The 20,705-nt window shown below is 72.5% G+C and carries 14 protein-coding genes and 1 pseudogene; 7 read left to right on the top strand and 8 right to left on the bottom strand.

From position 1 onward, the window contains the following. Nucleotides 1–8: 8 nt before the first annotated feature. The 4 genes from ABD793_RS29685 (at nucleotide 9) to atzF (ending at nucleotide 5,003) form a co-directional block, all read left to right on the top strand. A complete protein-coding gene (locus ABD793_RS29685) occupies nucleotides 9–464 on the top strand; it encodes a helix-turn-helix domain-containing protein (RefSeq protein WP_344865908.1) in 456 nt (151 codons plus the stop codon). 228 nt (nucleotides 465–692) lie between these two features. Beyond that, complete coding sequence (locus tag ABD793_RS29680) at nucleotides 693–1,562, top strand: PspA/IM30 family protein (RefSeq protein WP_344866182.1); 870 nt, start codon at nucleotides 693–695, stop codon at nucleotides 1,560–1,562. 41 nt (nucleotides 1,563–1,603) lie between these two features. Then, on the top strand, nucleotides 1,604–2,593 hold the full coding sequence (pspM, locus tag ABD793_RS29675) for a phage shock envelope stress response protein PspM (protein ID WP_344865906.1): 990 nt from the start codon (nucleotides 1,604–1,606) through the stop codon (nucleotides 2,591–2,593). A 661-nt stretch (nucleotides 2,594–3,254) separates the two neighbouring features. Continuing rightward, nucleotides 3,255–5,003, top strand: a complete 1,749-nt coding sequence (gene atzF / locus ABD793_RS29670) for an allophanate hydrolase (RefSeq protein WP_344865904.1) — start codon at nucleotides 3,255–3,257, stop codon at nucleotides 5,001–5,003. On the opposite strand, the gene ABD793_RS29665 is transcribed toward atzF, so the two are convergent. The 4 genes from ABD793_RS29665 to ABD793_RS29650 form a co-directional block, all read right to left on the bottom strand. Continuing rightward, nucleotides 4,972–6,003: a quinone-dependent dihydroorotate dehydrogenase gene (locus ABD793_RS29665; RefSeq protein WP_344866180.1), complete on the bottom strand. Its 1,032-nt coding sequence runs from the start codon at nucleotides 6,001–6,003 to the stop codon at nucleotides 4,972–4,974. The two genes, atzF and ABD793_RS29665, sit on opposite strands and share 32 nt — an antisense overlap. Before the next feature lie 84 nt (nucleotides 6,004–6,087). Beyond that, on the bottom strand, nucleotides 6,088–6,651 hold the full coding sequence (locus tag ABD793_RS29660) for a GNAT family N-acetyltransferase (RefSeq protein WP_344865902.1): 564 nt from the start codon (nucleotides 6,649–6,651) through the stop codon (nucleotides 6,088–6,090). A 1,688-nt stretch (nucleotides 6,652–8,339) separates the two neighbouring features. After that, nucleotides 8,340–9,143: an Fpg/Nei family DNA glycosylase gene (locus tag ABD793_RS29655; protein WP_344865900.1), complete on the bottom strand. Its 804-nt coding sequence runs from the start codon at nucleotides 9,141–9,143 to the stop codon at nucleotides 8,340–8,342. 3 nt (nucleotides 9,144–9,146) lie between these two features. Further along, nucleotides 9,147–10,004, bottom strand: a complete 858-nt coding sequence (locus tag ABD793_RS29650) for a ParA family protein (protein WP_344865898.1) — start codon at nucleotides 10,002–10,004, stop codon at nucleotides 9,147–9,149. Nucleotides 10,005–10,116: 112 nt separating this feature from the next. Between ABD793_RS29650 and ABD793_RS29645 the strand changes: the two genes are divergently transcribed. Together ABD793_RS29645 and dinB are read left to right on the top strand one after the other, a co-directional pair. Further along, on the top strand, nucleotides 10,117–10,848 hold the full coding sequence (locus ABD793_RS29645; RefSeq protein ID WP_344865896.1) for a methyltransferase domain-containing protein: 732 nt from the start codon (nucleotides 10,117–10,119) through the stop codon (nucleotides 10,846–10,848). Between the two features lie 166 nt (nucleotides 10,849–11,014). Beyond that, nucleotides 11,015–12,229, top strand: coding sequence for a DNA polymerase IV (gene dinB / locus ABD793_RS29640; RefSeq protein WP_344866178.1), 1,215 nt, complete (start codon nucleotides 11,015–11,017; stop codon nucleotides 12,227–12,229). A 797-nt stretch (nucleotides 12,230–13,026) separates the two neighbouring features. On the opposite strand, the pseudogene ABD793_RS29635 reads toward dinB, so the two are convergent. Next, nucleotides 13,027–13,131: pseudogene (locus ABD793_RS29635) on the bottom strand (IS481 family transposase); the annotation flags it as partial. A 1,093-nt stretch (nucleotides 13,132–14,224) separates the two neighbouring features. Here ABD793_RS29635 and ABD793_RS29630 point away from each other — a divergent pair. Next, nucleotides 14,225–14,629: a DUF3040 domain-containing protein gene (locus tag ABD793_RS29630; RefSeq protein WP_344865894.1), complete on the top strand. Its 405-nt coding sequence runs from the start codon at nucleotides 14,225–14,227 to the stop codon at nucleotides 14,627–14,629. 408 nt (nucleotides 14,630–15,037) lie between these two features. On the opposite strand, the gene ABD793_RS29625 is transcribed toward ABD793_RS29630, so the two are convergent. From ABD793_RS29625 to ABD793_RS29615, 3 genes are all read right to left on the bottom strand, one after another. Beyond that, nucleotides 15,038–17,593, bottom strand: coding sequence for a transglutaminase TgpA family protein (locus ABD793_RS29625; protein WP_344865892.1), 2,556 nt, complete (start codon nucleotides 17,591–17,593; stop codon nucleotides 15,038–15,040). A gap of 559 nt (nucleotides 17,594–18,152) precedes the next feature. Beyond that, nucleotides 18,153–19,424 (bottom strand): DUF58 domain-containing protein, encoded by a 1,272-nt coding sequence (locus ABD793_RS29620; RefSeq protein WP_344865890.1) that lies wholly within the window; start codon nucleotides 19,422–19,424, stop codon nucleotides 18,153–18,155. A 31-nt stretch (nucleotides 19,425–19,455) separates the two neighbouring features. Next, nucleotides 19,456–20,514, bottom strand: coding sequence for an AAA family ATPase (locus tag ABD793_RS29615; RefSeq protein ID WP_425548790.1), 1,059 nt, complete (start codon nucleotides 20,512–20,514; stop codon nucleotides 19,456–19,458). Nucleotides 20,515–20,705 lie beyond the last annotated feature (191 nt).

Below are 20,705 nucleotides of genomic sequence, written 5' to 3'. Positions count from 1 at the left end.
GGCGCGTGATGACCGTGCTGTTGCGTGAGGCGATCGGTGATCGGCTCCGTCATGCCCGCACCAACCAGCGTCGAACGCTGCGTGACATCTCCCGCGCCGCCAGAGTCAGCCTCGGCTACCTGTCCGAGGTCGAGCGCGGTCAGAAGGAAGCCTCCAGCGAGCTGCTGGCCTCCATCTGCGAGGCTCTGGAGCTTCCGCTCGGCGAGCTGCTGAACAAGGTCGCAGCGGACGTGTCGGCTCTCGACACGGTCGCGGTCACCCCGGTCGAAGAGGTGGAGACCGTGCCGCGGGAGACCGTGCCGGAGCGGGAGAGCGCCGCTGCCGGGTTCGAGGGCGGCAGGCTGGTCTCCGAGCTGGTCGGCGACGACCTCTCCGACCTGCGGCTGCAGCCCGCGCCGCGGATGAACACGACGTTGCGGACCACGATCGGCGCGCCCAAGCTCGCGTCCACGATCGCCGCTTAACCGCACACCGCGTGTACCGACGGCCCCGGGAGCTCCCCGGGGCCGTCGGCGTCTGCGCGGGACGGCTCAGGGCCATCCCTGAATTCCCCCGGGGTCGCCTGGAACACCCGGAGCCGACCTGACACGATGGAACCCGACGCCGGGGTCGGGACGTTGTACAGCTGGGGAGCGACGCCCCACCTCGAGGTAACTCAGGGCCCGTGGGACGCAAGAAGGCAGGCGGAGGAGATGGCCAACCCGTTCGTGAAGTTCTGGAAGTACATGATGGCGGCGTTCTCGTCGAAGATCGACGAGCACGCCGACCCGAAGGTACAGATCCAGCAGGCCATCGAGGAGGCGCAGCGCAACCACCAGGCGCTGACGCAGCAGGCCGCCTCCGTGATCGGCAACCAGCGTCAGCTGGAGATGAAGCTCAACCGGCAGCTCGGCGAGGTCGAGAAGCTGCAGGCGTCCACCCGCCAGGCGCTCGTGCTGGCCGACGAGGCCCGCAGCAAGGGCGACGAGGCGAAGGCGACCCAGTTCGAGACGGCGGCGGAGAGCTTCGCCGCGCAGCTGGTCACCGCCGAGCAGAGCATCGAGGACCTCAAGACGCTGCACGACCAGTCGCTGCAGGCGGCCGCGCAGGCCAAGCAGGCCGTCGAGCGCAACGCCACGATGCTGCAGCAGAAGCTGGCCGAGCGCACCAAGCTGCTCTCGCAGCTGGAGCAGGCGAAGATGCAGGAGCAGGTCTCCTCGTCGCTGAACCAGATGAGCCAGCTGGCCGCGCCGGGCAACACGCCGTCGCTGGAAGAGGTCCGCGACAAGATCGAGAAGCGCTACACCACGGCGCTGGGCTCGGCCGAGCTGGCGCAGAACTCCGTGCAGGGCCGGATGATGGAGGTCCAGGAGTCGGCCACGCAGATGGCAGGGCACTCGCGGCTGGAGCAGATCCGCGCCTCGATGCAGGGGAACTCGGTCGCGCAGGTCACCGACGGCGCCGCGGCGGCGAACTCGGCGGGTGCGGCGAACTCGGGCGCGGCGAACGCGCCCGCGAGCCCCGACATCCAGCGGGAGATCCAGGCTCGCGTGCAGGCCGAACAAGGCAAGAACCCGGCCTGACCCGGTCCGGGGTCCCGGGGCAGTGAGCGCAGGGGGGCTCGATGAACAGACGGCGGGACTTCGACGAGTTCAACGCCCGGATCGAGAAGTACGTCGAGCGGTTACCCGATTACGCGCAGCGGGCCCAGGCAAAACTGCAGCGGTACTTCCCGCCGTCCGAGGAGACCGGCGGGAAGGCCGCGGAGCAGCCGGGCCGGTTCCAGCACCGGCCCGCTCCGGCGAAACCTCCCGTACCGCGCCGGTCCGCGGTGCCTGCCGCCTTCGGTTCGGTCGCCGACCAGATCCCGGCGATGGCCGAAGCCAGGGCGAAGTGGCAGCGCTGGAACGAGCCTGCCGCCAAGCACCAGCGGCGGATCCGCCGCACGTCGCGGGTGCTCACGGTGTGGGTGCTGGTCACCATCCTGCTCGGCGTGCTCACCGTGCTGGCCGGAACCGGCCTGCTCGGCGGCGTGGCCGGCCCGGACATCGGGCAGACGGTACTGGCCGGCTTCGGCACGCTGGTGTTCGGCACCTTCAGCGTCCGCACCGGCCTGCGGCTGCGGGAGCTGAAGAAACACGAGCTGACGGCAGCGCCGAGCGCCGCCCCGCCGCCACTGCCGGCCGCGGGCTCGGCCGCCCGTGAGCCGATGGAACGACTCGCCGAATCGGAAGCCTCGCTCGGCGAGCTGCTGCGCCAGCTGTCGGTGCCGACATCGCTGGGCACCACCGCGGTGTCCGAGGTGTCGGTCGCCGACGCCCGCGCGACCGCCGACGAGGCGGCACAGGCATTGCGTGCACTGGCCACCCGCGTCCAGGCCATCGAACGGGGCCGCAACTCCGCACCCCAGCGCGAGCGTGCCGCCCTCGACGCGGCGGTCACCAAACTGCGCAGCCAGCTCGACGACGGCGTGGAGAGCTACGGCGGCCTGGTCGCCGCCGCAGGCCGGGCGGTCGCGGCGAGCAGCGCGGGAATCGGCACCTCGCGCGAGGCACTGACGGACGCAACGGACCGGCTGGCAGGCCTGGCAATGGCACTCAAGGACCTCGGCTGACGCTGCCGGGCGCGGCGGATCGGCCGGCGGTGGCGTTCGGGGTCTTGGCTGAGGCTTGCGAAGCGGGTCGGCGGGCCATGGCGCTCAGGTGCTTCGGTGGACACTGCGGGCTGGTTGGCCGGTGGCACTGAGGGATCTCCGCTGACGCCGGCTTGCGGATCGGCCGGCGATGGTGCTGCGGGAACTTCGGCGGGTCGGTTGGTGTGGCGCTGAGGGATCGGTGCGGGCATGCCGGTTGACCGTGGCGCGGCGGGAACGGGGCCGGCGTTGCGCGGCTGCGGCGGATCGGCCGGCGGTTGCGCTCGAGGACCTCGGCTGACGCTGCCGGTGCGTGCGGGCGGGACGCCGCTTTCGGCGGTCTCCTGCGGGTGAACTTCGGCTGGCCCGTGGTGGTTGCGCGGCGGGGAAAGCCGTCCGGATGGCCGAGTTTCGGATTCCGGCCGGCCCAGTGCACGGCAGCCGGTGCGACGGTGCGTGATGGCCGCCGGGTACCGCAACAATCGCGTAATCTCCCGCGGCTGGTGGCGGAAACGTATGCGGTTTACCGTTTTTCCCAGGACCTCAGTGGTGGCACCGTCAGTTCCGGCGCCGTGGGCCGAGATTCCGCGGAGCCGGATGTACACAGTGGACTCATCCGATCCCGCCGAGGAAAGGACTCCCCGTGACCACGCTTCCGCCGGAACCGCAACCCGTGCCCGCCCCGCCGCCCAGCGCGCATCAGCGGGTGCTCGCCGCCTTCGAGCGGATCGCCGAGGCCGACCGGCCGGAGGCCTGGATCCGCTTGCGCACCATGGCGGAGGTGCTCGTCGACGCGAAGGCGGTGGACGAACGCGTCCGGGCGGGCGAGGACCTACCGCTCGCCGGAACGGTGCTCGCGGTCAAGGACCTGATCGACGTGGCCGGGCTGCCGACCACCGCGGGCTGTCCGGGTTTCTCGCGATCGCCGGTGCGCAGTGCCACGGTGCTCGCCCGGCTGACCGGCGCCGGTGCCGTGGTGCTCGGCAAGACGAATCTCGACCAGTTCGGGTCCGGGCTGACCGGGACCCGCAGTCCGTACGGCGCGGTCGGTTCGGCACTCGACCCGGCGAAGGTGGCCGGCGGTTCCAGCAGCGGATCGGCGGTGGCCGTCGGCCTCGGGATCGCCGATCTCGCACTCGGCACGGACACCGGCGGATCCGGCCGGGTACCCGCGGCGCTGAACGCGGTGGTCGGCCTGAAGCCCACCATCGGCCTGGTGCCGCGCACCGGGGTGTACCCGGCTTCGCCGTCGTTCGACTGCGTTTCGGTGTTCGCCCGCAGCCTGGCTCTCGGCCAGCGGGCCCTCGCGGTGATGACCGGCCCGGACGGCCAGGACCCCGCGGTACGCGAGTGGCCGGGGGACGTCCGGCTGGGCGCCGGAGCCCGGCCCCGGGTGGCGATCCCCGACGAGGCCGGGCTCGCCCCGCTCACGGCGCCCGCGAGGAAGGCTTTCGACGTGGCTGTGACGTCGCTGGAGGCGTCCGGAGCCGTCGTGCAGACCGTGGACATCAGTGTGTTCTTCGAAGCCGGGAAACTGCTCTACGGCAGCGCGTTGGTGGCCGAGCGGTACGCCTCGGCGGGGGAGGTGCTCGCCGCCGAGCCGGAGGGCGCTGACCCCACCGTTGCGGCAATCGTGGCTGCCGCGGGCCGGTACCGGGCCCAGGCGCTGGTCACTGCCCGGACGAAGATGACCGAGCTGCGGTCCGCCGCGCGGGCCGTGCTGGCCGGCTACGACGCGCTGCTCCTTCCCACCGTGCCCGACCATCCGGACCTCGCCGAGGCGCTGGCGGATCCGGTCGGCGTGAGCGAACGCCTCGGCACGTACAGCACGTTCGTGAACGTCCTCGACCTGGCGGCGATCACCGTGCCGGTGTCGCCGGGGGACCGGCGGCCGTTCGGGGTCACCGTGGCCACGCGGGCGTTCGAGGACCAGATCGGGATCGACCTCGCCGCGGTGCTGACCGGGGAGCAGGCCGCCGAACCGTATCCGTCCGAAGGCGCCGACGTGGTGGTGTTCGGGGCGCATCTGCGCGGCCAGCCGTTGCACGAGAAGCTGCGTGACGCCCGGTTCGCCGGACCGGTCCGGACCGTCGAGCACTACCGCATGGTGCTGCTGGACGGGACGGCGCCCGTGCAGCCCGGCGTGGTGCCCGGCGCGGCTGCGCTCGACGGGGAACGCTGGCGGCTTTCCCCTGCCGCTTTCGGCCGGTTCGCCGCGGAGCTGTCCGCGCCGTTCGTGCTCGGCAGGGTGGCGCTGGAGGACGGGAGCACCCCGCTCGCCGTGCTGTGCGATCCGGCCGCGGCCGAGGGTGCCGAAAGCCTGGACCGGTACGAATCCTGGCGCGGCTACCTGCGTTTCGTCAGCACGGCCGTCCCGCGATCCCCCGGCTGACCCGGCGCACCAGACCGGGGCCGTGCAGGGCGAACCCGGTGTAGAGCTGCACCAGGCTCGCGCCGGCGTCGAGCATCCGGCGCGCGTCGTCCGGCCCGAGGATCCCGCCGACGCCGATGATCGGCAGCCGTCCGCCGGTGTGGTCGTGCACGAATCGCACCACCTCGAGCGAACGCGCGGTGAGCGGACGCCCGGACAGCCCGCCGGTCTCGGTGGCCAGCGTCGCTTCGGCCGGGTCGACGCCGGTGCGGGCGAGCGTGGTGTTGGTCGCGATGATCCCGGCCACGCCGTGCTCGAGGCAGACCTCGAGCAGTTCGGCGAGGGCGTCGTCGGTGAGGTCGGGGGCGACCTTCACCAGCAGCGGGGTGCCGCCGCCGAGTTCGGTCCCGGTTGCGCGCAGCTCGCCGAGGAGTTCGGCGAGCGCTGCTTTGTCCTGCAGCGCGCGTAGTCCCGGGGTGTTGGGGGAGCTGACGTTGATCGCGAAGTAATCGGCGTACGGGTGCAGGGCGCGCTGCGACCAGCGGTAGTCCTCGACCGCCTCCTCGAGCGGCGTGACCTTGGACTTGCCGATGCTGATACCCAGCGGAACCGGGGGTTTCCCTTGTGCGGCAAGGCGTTCGGCGAGCGCGTTCGCACCGTCGTTGTTGAAGCCCATCCGGTTCAGCACTGCGTCGCTGGCGGGCAGGCTGAACAGCCGTGGTTTCGGGTTGCCCGGCTGTGCGTGCCGGGTGACCGTGCCGACCTCGACGAACCCGAACCCGAGCGCAGGCCAGGCGGCGAGCGCGCGGCCGTTCTTGTCCATCCCCGCGGCGAGCCCGACCCGGTTGGCGAACCGCAGCCCGAGCACGGTCACCGGATCGTCCGTGCGGTACCAGCGTGCGGCCGGCCCGAGTCCCGGCCCGAAGCGGCTCAGCATCGTGACCGTGCGCTCGTGCACGAGCTCGGGGTCGTGGTAGGCCAGCCGGTACAGCGAGGGGCGGACGATCCGGTCGAAGAGCACGCGCCCATGCTGCCGCATCGGTGCCGGTGCTGCTTTCGGACCCGCCTGCCGTGTGGCGCCGGTCGCTCGCCGGGCTTCGCACGCTCAGCTGCGTGCGAGCCGCCATTCGTCCTCGAGGACGGCGTAGACCAGTTCGTCGGTCCACACGCCCTTGACCATCTCGTTCTCCCGCAGGTGTGCTTCGCGGCGCATGCCGAGCCGCTCCATCAGCGCACTCGACGCCTGGTTGCGCCCGTCGCAACGGCCGACGATGCGGTGCAGGCCGAGCTCCTCGAAGCCGAGCCGGAGCAGTTCCCCGGCGGCCTCGAGGGCCAGGCCCCGGCCGTGGTGGTCGGGGTGGAAGACGAAGCCGATCTCGCCCTGCCGATGCTCCGCGCTGACATATTCGAGGGTGAGATCACCGATCAGCTGGCCGGTCTCGGTGAGCTCGACCGCGACGGCGAGGAACTGCCCCTCGTCCGAGACCGTCGAGCTGTGCACCCGCTTCGCCAGCGCGGCCGCGGATTCGGCCCGGCTGCGCGGACCCCAGTAGAGGTAACGGGCGACGTCGGCGCGGGACTGGAACGAGTTGAGCGCGTCGAGGTCCTCCGGCCGGAACGGACGCAACACCAGCCGCCCGGTGACGATCGGGTAGTCCGGCTTGAGCATGGGCATCAGCCTAGCGCCGTCCGCACCTGCAGCGCCGCCACACCGAAGCCGAACCGCAGAAGACGTCGGAGCCGTCCGGGCAGCGCCGGACCGGAACGCCGCATACCCACCCGCCGGAGGCAGGTCGCGTGGCCCCCGGCGGGGTTGCCGCCGACCGGTCCCGGCGCGGCTACGCCGTGTTCATGGCTAGCGGTGAGTGCGGCCACACGACGTTCAGTGGGTCTGTGTACGGCCGGACCCCGCCCGATGCGACCGCTACGGCTGCACAGTTCCGTCGCGTTCGGCTGACCGCAGATTGACCTGGCCGGCTGATGCCCGGTGGAAGTGGGCTGCCCTGGTACTCGGCGCATGCGGTGCCGCGCCAGGGTTGCTGCGATGGGCTGGCGTGCTCCGGACCCGGCCCTGCGCGCCCGCCCGGTCCTGGTAGCCGGTAAACCGCGGTGCCCGGTCGAGCTGGACAGACACTGTGCCGTCACAGTGTCCGTGCGATGCTGCGCTGCCACGGCGATGCTGCGCTGCCACGGTGCCCGTGTGCTGTAGCGCCGTCACGGTGCCCGTGTGCTGCGGCGGGGATTGTTACCGGTAGGCCCTTTTGCGGACCAGAGCCCGCGCCGGCTGACACGCCCGCCGGCGCGCGGCGGAAGTACGTTACGGCGGAGTCGCTGCCGTGGGCTCGCCGTAACCGGACCTGGCCCCGGCTGCACCGCACGGCGGAAGATGCGTCGCGGTACCACCGTGAGCTTGCCGCAGTGGCCTACCCGGACCGAACCCGGCCGATCTGACCGGCTCCGCGGCGTGGTGAGGGGCGGGTTGCGGTCCTGCGGTGGCATTGCTGCGGTGGCTTGTGGGCCCGGCGGGTCTGTCCCGGCTGTGTTGCGCGGTGGAGGATTGCGTTGCCGCGTTGCGGTGGGGTTGCCGCAGTGGCCTACCCGGGCCGGATCGAACCCGGCCGACCTGACCGGTGCAGCTGTGTGCTGGCGATCGGCCGTGGTGGCCGCAGCCGGACGGTCTCCCGGCCACGGCTCGTGGACGGGTTCCGCGGGGGTATCGGGCACCGGGGCGTGCCGGCCGGTGCTTGTCTCGATGTCCTCCGGAAGAGATGGGTAACTCCCGGGGTGTCTCCTGGACGCCGTCCTGCGTCCAGGTCCGAGCCGGACTGGTGCTCGGAAACCCCGGGAGCCCGGTGACTGCCTGGTATTCGCTCTCAGGCAGCACGCGAAGCAGGCGATGAGCCGAAGGTGGCTCGGGTTGTATCCCTGCCCAAAGTCCCTTACGCGCGCCATCCGCTAGCGGACAGCCACCTCACGAGTCCTGTGTGAATACAACTTAGGACCACCTCCTTTCCCGTGTACTGCCACGCTAACCGCGAACCGCGCCGTCCGGCAACATCATTTCGGGGATCTCTGCGCCACACTTCGGCGGCGTTCGCCCGGCGCGAACACGGACGTCGCCGGGGTGGGCCGGCGCCCCCAGCAGAACCACGTCGGCCACTGGTACGCCCCGCCCCATCGGGCGCCGACGCCCGTGCCGGGTCCACTTCGGACACTGGCAGCCACGAGGAACCGCTGAGCAGCACCTGCAGCAGGCAACGCGGATGCCGATCGCGCAGTCCCGTGCCGAGGATGCCGCCCTGGCCTGCGAGCCTCCGTTGCCCGGCGTCTGCGAACGGCCGGGAAGCGTTGAAGCGTTCAGCGGGCCGGCGCGGGACCGGGCTGGCAGTGCGGGCAGTACCAGGTGGGCCTGCCTTCGACGCCGGAACCCTGGGTGCGGACGAGAACCCGGCCGCCGCAGCGGAAGCAGCCCTGACGGGTGCGTTCGTAGACCCAGGTGCGCCGTCCCCGGCGCGGATCGCCGGTGGTCACCTGCTCGTGCCGCCACGCGTTCGCGAGCAGCAGCTTCCTGGCGAGCGCCACCACCCGTGCGGAGTCCACTTCGGACACCGGGGTCCACGGGGAAACGCCGAGCAGGAAACAGATCTCGGTCTTGTACAGGTTCCCCACGCCGGCCAGTACTCGCTGATCCAGCAGTGCGTCGCCGAGTTCCCGGTCCGGCCGTGCACGCAGGTTCGCCGCCGCGGCCGCCGCCAGCTCATCCGTCCACTGTGGATCGAGCAGGTCCGGGCCCAGGTGTGCGACCAGTCCGGACTCCTCTTCGGTGGGCAGCAGGCGCAGGTCGTGCAGCCGGAAGCCGACCGCCTGCACGTCCGCGGTCTCCAGGATCACCCGCGCGTGGTGTGCGGCCATCGGCCACTTCGCGCCCACCGGGTGGATCCGCCAGCTGCCGTCCATCCGCAGGTGGCTGTGCAGGGTGAGATCGCCGGAAAACCGGGTGAACAGGTGCTTGCCGACCGTCGCCACGCCACGCACCGTGTGGCCCGCGAGGTCCACAGTGGCCAGTTCGGGATGACGGAACTCACCGCGTACCAAGGTTTTCCCGGCTAGCGCGCGGTCGAGCAATTTGCCGGCGAGAAAGACCGTATCGCCCTCGGGCACGGCTCAGCCCGCGTTCCCGGACACTTCCGCGGGGGACTCGGCCGCCTCGTCCGTACCGTGCACCCGGTGCCGTCCGGCCCGGCTGGAGCGCAGGATCTTCGCCAGCACCATGTTGAACGTCAGCGCGATCTCCTGGGCACCGGGGGAGTGCCACTCGTGGATCGGGCTGCACGCACCCTGCGCCTGCTGGACGGCGAGCCGGTCCGGGATCGCGGTGGGCATCACCAGCGAACCGAAGTTCTCACGCAGCTCGGTGATCCGGAACTGGTGCTCGTAGGAGCGCACACGCAGCTTGTTCACCAGCACGCCGAGCGGGCGGAGCGTGGGGTTCTGCTCCTGCCTGATCCGCTCGATCGCCTCCAGCGCGCGCTGCGCACCGGCCACCGCGTACATCGTGGGCTCGGTGACGATCAGCGCGGTGTCGGCGGCCACGAGCGCGGATTTGGTGAGCCGGCCGAGTGACGGCGGGCAGTCGATCACCACCAGCTCGTAGGGGTCCTCGCCGAGCGGGTCCTGGTGCAGTTCGTCGAGCGCGCGGGACAGGTTCTCCAGCCGTCGACCGTCCGAACCGGGTTCGTTGAGCTGCTCCAGTTCCTCGGCGCCGACCAGCACGTCGATCTGCTCGCTCCACACGCTGGGTGCGATCGCCCGTTCCAGGATCGCGCGGGCTGGCGTCTCGAGGACGTCGGCGAGCGTCGCGTCGGTGAACGGCGGATCGAGGGAGGTGGTGGCGTTGCCCTGCGGGTCGAGGTCGGCGACGAGGGCGCGGGTACCCCTACGCAGAGCGGCCGACGCGATACCGAGCGCGACCGTCGTTTTGCCGACACCACCCTTGAGGCTGAGAACGGCGACCGTGTGCACTCGACACAGCCTACGGCCCGTACGTCCGGAGGGGAGCCGGGAAGGTGGCGAACGCCGCTGTGCCGCCCACGCGGATCACGGCGGGTGACCGGCGGCCACTACCCTGTCGGCCATGAAGACGGACACCGTGGCCGCCCGGGGCTTTGGCGCCGTGAGCCGGGCGCTCGAGGCGGAGCTGCGCGCTGCTCGCGCCCGTGGCGTGGAGCAGCCGGTCGTCGTCGACGTCGGCGGCGGGAGTGGCGGCTGGGCGGTGCCCTTCGCGTCGGCGGGGTGCCTGGTCACCGTCGTCGAGCCGAACCCGAACGCCCGCGCGACGCTGCTGCGGCGGGCCGAGGAGGAGGGCGTCGCGCAGCGGATCACCGTCGTCGCCGACGATTCCGACGCGCTGGCCGCGCACGTGCCGTCCGGCTCGGCCGACCTGGTGCTGGCGCACGGGCTGCTGGAGGTCGTGGACGAGCCCGCTGTCGTGCTCACCGCGCTCGCTGCGGCGGTGGCACCGGGCGGGGCGGTGTCGGTGCTGGTCGCCAACCGCAACGCGGCCGTGCTGCACCGGGCGCTGGCCGGCCGGATCGCCGACGCACAGCAGCTGCTCACCGACGCCGACGGCGTCGTGCCGGGCGAACGGGACACCGTGCTGCGCCGCTACGACAGCGCCGGGCTCACCGACTCGCTGGTCGCCGCGGGCCTGGAGGTCACCCTGTTGCAGGGCGACCGGATCATCTCCGACGTCGTGACCGGCGAGGTGCGCGAGGACGAGCTGGCCGAGTTCGAACTGGCCGCGGCCGCGGTGCCTGCGCTGCGGGACGTCGCCGGGCGGCTGCACGCGATCGCCCGCCGCGGCTGACCCCGGGCCGTGCGTTGGCCAGGATGAACGCCGTGGTGGTTGCAGTGGCGGGCGGAGCGCGCGGCGAACCGGATCGGCAATCCTTGCGGTCCGCCTGTCCGGAAACTGTCGGTGGTCGCCGGTAGCGTCGGCGGACGTGGGGAGAAACACCGAACTACCCAGCGCGATGGCCCGCTACCGCGTCGCGCCCGGAGCGCCGGCGCCGGACGACACCGGCTGCGCGATCCTGCACGTGGACATGGACGCCTTCTTCGTTGCCTGTGAGCTGCGGACCCGGCCCGAGCTGGTCAACCTGCCGGTGGTGGTGTCCGGCGGCGGTCCGCGGTCGGTGGTGGCCGCGGCCAGCTACCCGGCGCGGCGGTTCGGGGTGCGCTCGGCGATGCCGTTCGCCACGGCGAAGCGGCTGTGCCCGCGGCTGGTGTGCATCCAGCCGACGCCGGGGCTCTACGGCGAGGTATCCCGTGGCGTGATGGGGATCTTCCGGGAGCTCACACCGCTGGTCGAGCCGCTGAGTCTCGACGAGGCGTTCCTGGACGTCGGCGGTGCGCTGCGCCGGCTGGGAGCCACTCCGGCCCAGCTCGGGGCACGGATCCGGGAACGGGTCTCCGCCGAGCACGGGATCACCTGCTCGGTCGGGGTCGCGAAGGTGAAGTTCGTGGCGAAGCTCGCGTCCGGGATGGCCAAGCCGGACGGGATGGTGGTGGTTCCCGCCGCGGAGACGGTGGCGTTCCTGCATCCGCTGCCGGTGTCCGCGCTGTGGGGGGTCGGCAAGCGGACCGAGGAGCTGGTGCAGCGGCACGGCTGGCACACGATCGCGGACGTCGCGGCGGCGTCGCCCGCCCGGCTGCGGCGCGCGCTGGGCCGGGCCGTGGGCGAGCACCTGTGGGCGCTGGCGAACGGGCACGACGACCGTGCCGTGGTGCCGGAGTCCGCGGAGAAGTCGATCGGCGCGGAGCACACCTTCGACGTCGACGTGTTCAGCCGGGCCGAGCTGGGCCTGGAGCTGCTGCGGCTGTCCGAACGGGTCGGCGCCACGCTGCGCTCACGCGGGCTGCGCGGGCGGACGGTGTCGATCAAGGTCCGCTTCGGCGACTTCCGGACGATCACCCGCGCCCGCACCCTGTCCGCAGCGACCGACGTCGCACGGGAGATCCACCGCACCGCCGTGGACCTGCTGGCCGAACACGCGCCGACCGGCCCGGTCCGGCTGATCGGCGTCCGAGTGGAGAGCCTGGACACCGGCGAGGACGGGGAACAGCTGGCCTTCGCGTCCCCGGAGCCCCGCTGGCGAGACGCCGAACTGGCCGCCGACGTGGCCCGCTCCCGCTTCGGCTCGACCGCCATCCGACCGGCATCGCTGCTCTCACCCAAGGAGGAATGACCGGCCGGGCCTTCGGGTGGGATCGGGACTTCGGCCGGGGGGTGAGAGACCCGGACCCCGGGACGAGGCGCGGGAGGATCGAGCCGGACCCGGGGCGGAGCGGGATCGCCACACCACGCCGCCACTCCGCCACGCCGCGTTGCTGCTGCCCGCCTCGCCACGTAGCCACGCCACGCCACGTTCCTGTCACGCCGCCCCGCAGCCACGCCACGCCACGCCGCGTTGCTGCTGCCCGCCCCGCTGTCGCTCTGCCCCGCGCCGCGCCGCCAAGACTGCTCCCGCTCGCCACCGCACGGCCCGCAGCGCGAGGGACCCCGCACGGGGGAGCCCCGAGCGGCCCCGCCGTGGCGAAAGCGATCACACAGAGTGCCCGGTCCGGCCGGATGCGCGAGACACGCGGCACCGAGCCCAGTGAGCCGCACGATCGGGCACACAACCCAACAAGCACGAGCGGGACGAGCCCCGACCTACGCAGCGTTGCCCGCGAAACGAAGCCACGCAAGCCACGTCAACCCGAGTCAACGAAGCCGAACCGAACCAACCGAGGCCGGCCCGTGCCAAGACAGCCCGAGCCGCGCCAGGCCAGACCGGACCGGGCCAGCTGAGACCGAGCCGAGCCGAGCAGAGCTGGGCCGGGCCGGGCCTGACCGGGCCACGCCAGGCCGGGGCAGGGGGAGTCGAGCCAAGTCAACCGCGGCCGAGTCGCGCCTGGTCAGGCCGGGCCGGACTGGGCCAAGTCAGGCCCGGCCAGACCAGACCAGACCGGGTCGGGCCGGGGCAGGTCTAGCCGAGCCAACCTAGGTGTACTGACCGGAGAGGTTGGGGACGCGGCTGGCGGGTGGGTGGCCGGCGAGCGCGGTGTGGCTGCGGTGATGATTGTAGGTGTGCAGCCATCGCGGGAATGCTAGGCCGAGTCGCGCCTGGTCAGGCCGAGTCAAGTCATTGGTCATCCGGGGCAGGTCGGGAATGCCAATCTCCTCCTGGCTCTTCGGCAGGACCAGCCTCACCGTGCTGTGCGGGCCCGCGTTGCTGCCGTTGGGCTGCCAGTCGACCGACTGCCAGGCCAGACCGACCCGGGCCAGACCAACCCGGCCGAGTCTGGTCGAGCAAACTCGGGTCAGGTCGCGCTCAGCCAGCCAGGGCTGAACCACGTTGGGTTAATCCGGGTCTGTCCGAGCCAACCCGGCCGAGCCAACCCGGCCGAGCCAACCCGGCCGAGCCAACCCGGCCGAGCCAACCCGGCCGAGCCAACCCGGCCGAGCCAACCCGGCCGAGCCAACCCGGCCGACTCAATCTGGCCGAGCCAACCTGGCCCACCCAGACCCGCCAACCTGGCCGACCCGGACCTGGCCGACCCGGACCTGGCCGACCCGGACCTGGCCCACCCAACCCGGCCCACCCGGACCTGGCCCACCCAACCCGGCCCACCCAACCCGACCCGACCCGACCCGACCCGACCCGACCCGACCCGGACCCGGCCCGGCCGACCCAACCCGCCAATCTGGTCGACCTATCCCCGGTCAACCGGGCCGAGTCCCGGGTCTGTCGGTTGGTTGGGTGGGTGGCGCGGAGCCGGGTGGCGGGGTGTCCCGGGCTGCGAGGGCAGGGGGCAGGTTGCTGCGGGTTTGTCGGCGGTTGCGTCGCCGAGCCGTCTCGGGCGGGGTGGCTGTGTGGGCGGTTCGGGAGCTTGTGGTCGGTCGGGCTGGGTGCACGCTGGGCGAATGCCGTGGTCACGTGGGGTGTTCGGTCGGATCTCGGGTGCTGCCTTGGCGGCCGGGCGGTGGGCGTCGGGGGGTGGCGCGGAGCGTCGTGACCCAGCGTCAACGGCCGGCGGGCGGGATTTCCCCCAATTCGATCCCTTCCGGATACGGGATCGGGTAGTCGGACGAGCGCGGGGCTCGTATCCTGGACAGTGCCACCCCGCCTGGGGTTGGCTGTTGGGTCCAGGACGTTGCGCGGCCCGGCGCCCGCGACAGCTGTGCCGGAGGAGGAAAGATGCCACTCTCCGAGCATGAGCAGCGGCTGCTCGACCAGATCGAGCGCGAGCTCTATGCCGAGGACCCCAAGTTCGCATCCACGGTGCGTGGCACCAGGTTGCGCCGTCCCGTGCGCCGTCGGCGCATCCAGGGAATAGCCCTCTTCGTGGTGGGCGTCGCGCTGCTGGTGCTCGGTGTGGTGCTACCCGTGTTGCGGGTCGCCGACATCCCGGTGGTCAGCGTGCTGGGGTTCCTCGTGATGTTCTTCGGGGTGATGATGGCCGTCACGTCGCTACGCCAGGGCGACAGTGGCACGGACACCCCCGGAGGAGGCGACAGCGGCGGCGGGAAGCAGCCGAGCCGCAAGAGTTCGTTCACCCAGCGCATGGAAGAACGTTTCCGCCAGCGCTTCGAGGAGCAATAGCACCCTGCGTCCGGGATCCGCGCTTCGCCCAGAGGGTGGGGCGCGGTTTCTCGTGGTCACCGTCCGTCCCGGTGACGCCCCGTGCGGGTGGGCATACAGTCGCTCGCTGCTCGGGCTGCGGAGTTCAGTCCCCGGGGAAGCACCGGGCGGGTCGTCCCTGGGGGAGCGCCGCACGCGCGAGGTCCCGGGGCTGAACTGTCTGCGGTCCCGGCTCCCCGGGGAAACGCGGTTCGGCGACGATCCGAGGGCGAACCGTCAGGCGGTCCCGGCGGCGAGGAAGCGCGGTTCGTGGGCTGAACGGTCTGTGGTCGTCCTGGGAAGGCGCCGGTCGCGAAGACCCCGGGGCATCCGACGGTCAAGCGGCCCCGGGGCAACGCGGTTCGCGCGACGATCCGGGGTGCTGGAGAGTCAGCGGTTCCGGTGCAGGATCGAGCGGGGGAAGAGCCGGCCGCGCAGCGGGAGCGGGGCGGTGCGGCGGAGGCTCTCGCGCAGGCGGTCGAAGGCAGGTGCCAGCACCGGGTCCGGCTTGGTCTCGTCGCTGTACCAACTGCGTTCCACCGCACCGAGAACTGTGCGCAGGCTTGCGTGACCCTCGTCGTCGAGATGGTGGTGTTCGGCGATCTTGCCGCCCGCGACGCGGACTGTGTCGCTGTCGTGGACCACAAGACCGTGGTCGGCACATTCGGCCTTCAGTTCGCGCCACGCGGCGTCGGCCGATCCCGGTGCGTGTGTGGCGATGGTCTGCAGATGCCGGCGGCGGACCAGGTCCCGTAGCGCGGCCGGGCCGCCCGCGCCGAGGAGCACCAGCACCACCAGCACCGCGAACCACCACGCCACGAGTCCGGCCAGGAACCCGATCGCGGCCACGAACAGCACCCGTGCGGCCAGCGGCAGCCACAGCACGCTCACCCGCGCTCGAGCCGGCGCGGCCGGGGCACGGGTGAGCAGATCGCCTTCCGGGCCTGGCGGCGGGACACCGGACACCGTGCCGTCGCCGGGCGGCGGGCGCCGCCGCAGCAGGTACGAGGTCAGCACCGCGGCCCCGCCGAGCACCGCCAGCGCCAGTGCCAGCCAGCCGAGCCAGCCGTCGTGCGGGCCGTCGTCGGCAGGGGTCGCCGGAGCGGCCTGGTCCTCCGGCTGGTCCTGGGTGGCCCCGGTGGACGGTGCGGTGGTCCGTGGCGCGGTCGGCACGTCGTTCGTCGCGTCCGGCCGGTCCTGGCTCTGGTCGTTCTGCTGCAGGTACGGCGGGACGACGCCGCGCCCGTCGGCGAGCGGGGTGGGGTCGAAGCTGACCCAGCCCTTGTCCCCGAAGTACGCCTCGACCCACGCATGCGCGTCCTGCGAACCGATCGACTGGTGGTCGCCCTTCTGCACGCCCGGTGTGAAGCCGATCGCGACCCGCGCCGGGATGTGCGCGACCCGCAGCATCACCGCCATCGCGGAGGCGTACTGCTCGCAGTAGCCGCGTTTCCCGTTGAGGATGAAGTCGGTGAGCGCGTCCGAATCGGTCGCGTCCGCGGTCTTCGTGTCGTAGACGAAACCGTTCTGCGCACTGAAGAACTGCCACAACGCGGTGGCCCGGTCGAAGTTGTTCGTCTTGCCCGCGACGAGCTGGTCGGTCTTCGCGACCACGCGCTGGTCGACGCCGTCGACCCGGGTGTAGAGCCCCGGCACTTCGTCGGATTTCGGTTGTGTCACCCGCAATTCCGCCGCGGACGGCTCCTTCAGCGACGCCGTTTCCACGTACGGTGGCGCGGGTTCGCTCTTCGTGGTGAACACGGCGCCGCTGACCCGGTCGTACAGCCACTGCGGCGGGACCCCGCGCAACGCCCGCGGCGCGCCGTAGATCGGCAGCCAGTTGTCGACCCAGCGCGTCGGCTGGATCTGGATCTGCCGGGATGCGCCGGTGCCGTCGTCGCCGGGCGCGGCGGGGAGGGTGCTGTTGGCGAGCACGCCGGTCTGCGCCTGACCGCCGCTGCGCAGCGCCCAGCCCTTGTTGGGGGTGAACGTGTCGAGCGTGAAAGCGCGGAGCAGCCGCCGGTCCGGGCCAAGGCCGCGGACCTGGAACAGCTCGGTGTTCTCGCCCTGGTCGAGCAGCCCGCGCAGCTGGGTGAACGGGGCGACGCCGAAGCCGCCGGTCCCGTCACCGTCCCCGCCGGGGCCGGAGCCGAACGGGATCTTGCCGACCGTGCCGACCCAGCTGATGCCTCCGCCGAGCAGTCCGAGCACGACGGCCGCGCTGACCACCGCCACCGGCGCCTGCAACGACCTTGCCCGGCCGGGGGAGCCGGGTGCCTCCCGGTTGCGCCAGCTGCGGTGCCGGTGCAGCTCGCCGAGCGCGAGCAGGCCGGCGAACGCCGCCGCGCCGAGCAGGAACGTCCACCACGGCAGCATGTCCTCGGACAACGCGGCGGGCACCGCGTACACGCACAACAGCACGAGCCCGGTGGCCGCCGGTGCGGACGCGGCGACCGCGAGCGTGTCGACCAGGACTGCGACGAGCCCGATCGCGATGGTGATCAGGCAGAGGATCGGCTGGGTGCCCTCGACCGGCGGCAGTCCGGTGCGGATCTGCTCGGCCGACGCGGCGAGCGTGGCCTGCAGCTCCCCGAACGCGGCCGGTCCCGGCAGGATCCGGAGCACCCCCTGCGTGGTGAACGCCCCGGTGACCAGGAACAGCAGCACGAGCAACTGCGCCAGTCCGGTGGCGACGGTCGGCGCACGCAACGACCGCAGCGCGAGCCCGGTCGCGGCGACGAGCACGACCGCGACGACCAGGTACCCGAACCACGCCCACCCGGCCACCATGCTGGTCAGCGAGGTGGCCGCACAGAGCGTCGCGACCGCCGCCGCGACCGGCGGCAGCAGGCTGCTCGTCCACGCCGCCGGCGGCTCCGGCGGAAGCGGGGTGGGAGTGTGCGGAATCGGCGGCGCGGCAGGCGGCCTCGGCGCAGTGGCGGTCATCGGGTCCCCCCGACCAGGCGTCGCGGGTCCGTGCAGCCGGCCGGTGCGGTCCGGACGAGGGCGGCCCGAGCGGTGACCGGACGGCGCGGGTCGCGGCCGGGTGGCTGTGGCCGGGCCGCCGGACACCGATCGCCGCCGGGAGACGTCGGCAGCACTGTGCCCCGGTGAACCGGCGCCGGCCCGGCCCGCCGGAGGCCGACGGGCGTCGGGTGCGCGGTGGGTGGGTGCGGCTGGGTGTGTGGTGCGGTCCGGCGGGTTGCCGCGGGGTGTGGTCGGTCGGGGCTGAGCGGTGCCGGTCGGGTGGAGGTGGGTGTCCGGTGTCGTGTGGGCTCGGCCTGCCGAGCCGGCGCCGGGCGTGGCTGGTCGGCGTTGAGCGGTGCCGGTCGGGTGGAGGTGGGGTGGGTGGGTGTCCGGTGCTCTGTGGGCTCGGTCTGCCGGGGCGGGGCGGGGCGGTGCTTGGTGGGGTCGAGAGGGCTCGGCCGGGTGGGGTGGGCGCCGGTGGTCGTGATGTGGCGCCGGTGGGTGCCGGCCGGGTTTGGCGGGGTGCGGGCAGGGGTGGTCACGGTGCACCGCCGATCATTGCGGTGCGGTTGGTGCCTGTGCGGCAGAGCTGGGTCCACACCTCGGGCATCGGCGTGTGCGGGCCGGCGATCACGACGCCCCAGCCTGCCGCGCGCAGCAGTTCCGCGGAGTCCTCCGTCGCCGCGGCCAGATGGTCCGGGGAGGCGGTGCCTGCCCAGCTGGGCGTGTCCAGCAGGACGGCGAGGCTGCGGATGCCGCGCGGGCGGTACCTGGTCAGCTCGTGCACGGACTCCGCGCTCACCGTGCCCAGTATCGCGATCAGCTCCTGGCCCTCTGCCGGATCGTGGCCGAGCGTGACGTCGCGCTGGTGGGCGGTCTGCAGCGCGGCCAGCGTGTCGAGCGCGACGTTGTCGTAGCCCGCACCGCCGTCGCCGGGGAGGTCGGACAGCACGAGGCCGTGTTCGGTCACGAGCCGCACCCGGTGGCCGGCACGGCGCAGGTGCAGCGCCACCGACGCGGCGAACGACACCGCCCATTCGAGGCTCGCCGCCTGGCCGCTGCCGTGGTGCGCGGCGGCCCGGTGGTCGAGCAGCACGGTCGTGCCGCCACGCCACGGGCGTTCCTCGACCCGGACCATGATCTCGTCGCGGCGGGCGGTGGAGCGCCAGTGCACCTTCCGCATGTCGTCGCCGGTGCGGTAGTGCCGCACGATGACGTCCGGTTCGCCCTGTCCGGAGTGCAGCCGCACACTCCCGTCGTCACCCGCGCCGACGCCGGAGCCGCCGGGCAGCCCCCACAACGGCACCACCTGCGGAACGACCACGAGCCGCGAGTGCCCGATCAGCTCGCGCTCGAACTCGCACAGCCCGAACGGATCGGTGAGCGTCGCGCGCAACGGGCCGACCTGGTGGATGCCGCGCAACCCCGGCTGCAGCGGATAGCGCAGCAGCACCCGCCGTTCGTGCGGCAGGCGTTCGACGACGAACCGCGGCCGGGTGCCCAGTGCGTACGGCACGCCGTCCTCGAGCAGAACCTCACCACCGGGCAACCGCCCGCTGCGCCACAGCTCCAGGTGTACTTCGCCGGTCGAGCCGACCGCGACCCGCTCCGGTCGCAGCGCCCGTGCCGCACCGAGCCGCAGCCGGGTCGCCGAGATGTAGGCCGCGACCAGCAACGGCAGCGCGATCACGAAGATCGCGACGCGCAGCAGATCGCGTTCGTTGAGCACCAGCGAGCACACCGCGGCCGCGATCCCGGCGGCCAGCAGGCAACGGCCACGGGTGGTGAGGCCGGACAGCGCGCGCAGCATGCGGTTTCTCGAATCGGATAGCGGGAACGGCTCAGCGGGCCGAGCCCTGGGGGACGGGCACGCGGTGCAGGACGGCCCGGACCACGTCGGTCGCCGACCGCCGGGCCGCGTGCGCCTCGGTGGTGAGCACCAGCCGGTGTGCCAGCACCGGGCCCGCGACGGTGTGCAGGTCGTCGGGCACCACGTAGTCCCGGCCGGACAGTGCGGCCTGCGCCCGCGCGGCCCGCACCAGGTGCAGGGTCGCCCGCGGGGACGCGCCGAGCCGGATCTCCGGCACCTGCCGGGTCGCCGCGACCAGGTCGACCGCGTACCGGCGGACCTCCGGCGCGATGTGCACCCTGCGCACCGTCTCGACGAGCCGCCGTACGGTCGCGGCGTCGGACACCGCGGAGAGCCCGGCGAGCGGGCTCGCGCCTGCGTGCTCGTCGACCATGGCCAGTTCCGCCTGCTGGTCGGGGTAGCCGATGGACACCCGCGCGGTGAACCGGTCGCGCTGCGCCTCGGGCAGTGCGTAGGTGCCTTCCATCTCGATCGGGTTCTGCGTGGCGATCACCATGAACGGCGCGCCGAGCGGGTACGTGCTCGTGTCGACCGTGACCTGGTGCTCTTCCATGCACTCCAGCAGCGCCGACTGCGTCTTCGGGGAAGCCCGGTTGATCTCGTCGCCCACCACGATGTTCGCGAACACCGGACCGGGCCGGAACTCGAACTCGCCGGTCTGCCGGTTGTAGATGGACACCCCGGTGACGTCGCTGGGCAGCAGGTCGGGGGTGAACTGCACCCGGCTGACCGTGCAGTCGATCGAGCGCGCGAGCGCCTTGGCCAGCGAGGTCTTGCCGACCCCCGGCACGTCCTCGAGCAGCAGATGCCCCTCGGCCAGCAGCGTCACCAGCGCGATCCGGACGACGTCCGGCTTGCCGACCAGGACCCGTTCGACGTTCTCGGCGATCCGGCGCGCCGTGTCGTACAGCTCGTCGAGACCGGCCGCCGGGAGACTCGCCAGCCCGTCGGCGGAGTCCACCACCTGGTGCGGCGGCTGCCCGTTCCCGTGCGGTCCGGCAGCGGAAGCGGGTTGGATTCTCGACGTCACTCGACCTCCTGGTGGGGCATGGCTGAGCGGGGTCCACCGGCACCTGCCGGATCGCTCGCTTTCCGCGCTGCGCTCAGCCTTCCACCCAGTGTGTCAAACTCGGGCGAACTCGGCGGCGCAACCCCGCGTTCGCCCGGCGATGACCCGGTGCGACCGGGTCCGCTGCGGCATCCGGGTGACGACAGCCCGTT

This window comes from Amycolatopsis ultiminotia (genome assembly GCF_039536925.1).
Classification (GTDB): Bacteria; Actinomycetota; Actinomycetes; order Mycobacteriales; family Pseudonocardiaceae; genus Amycolatopsis; species Amycolatopsis ultiminotia.
The sequence above is the reverse complement of the archived record's forward strand: the minus strand, read 5'-3'. Positions and strand labels throughout refer to the sequence as shown.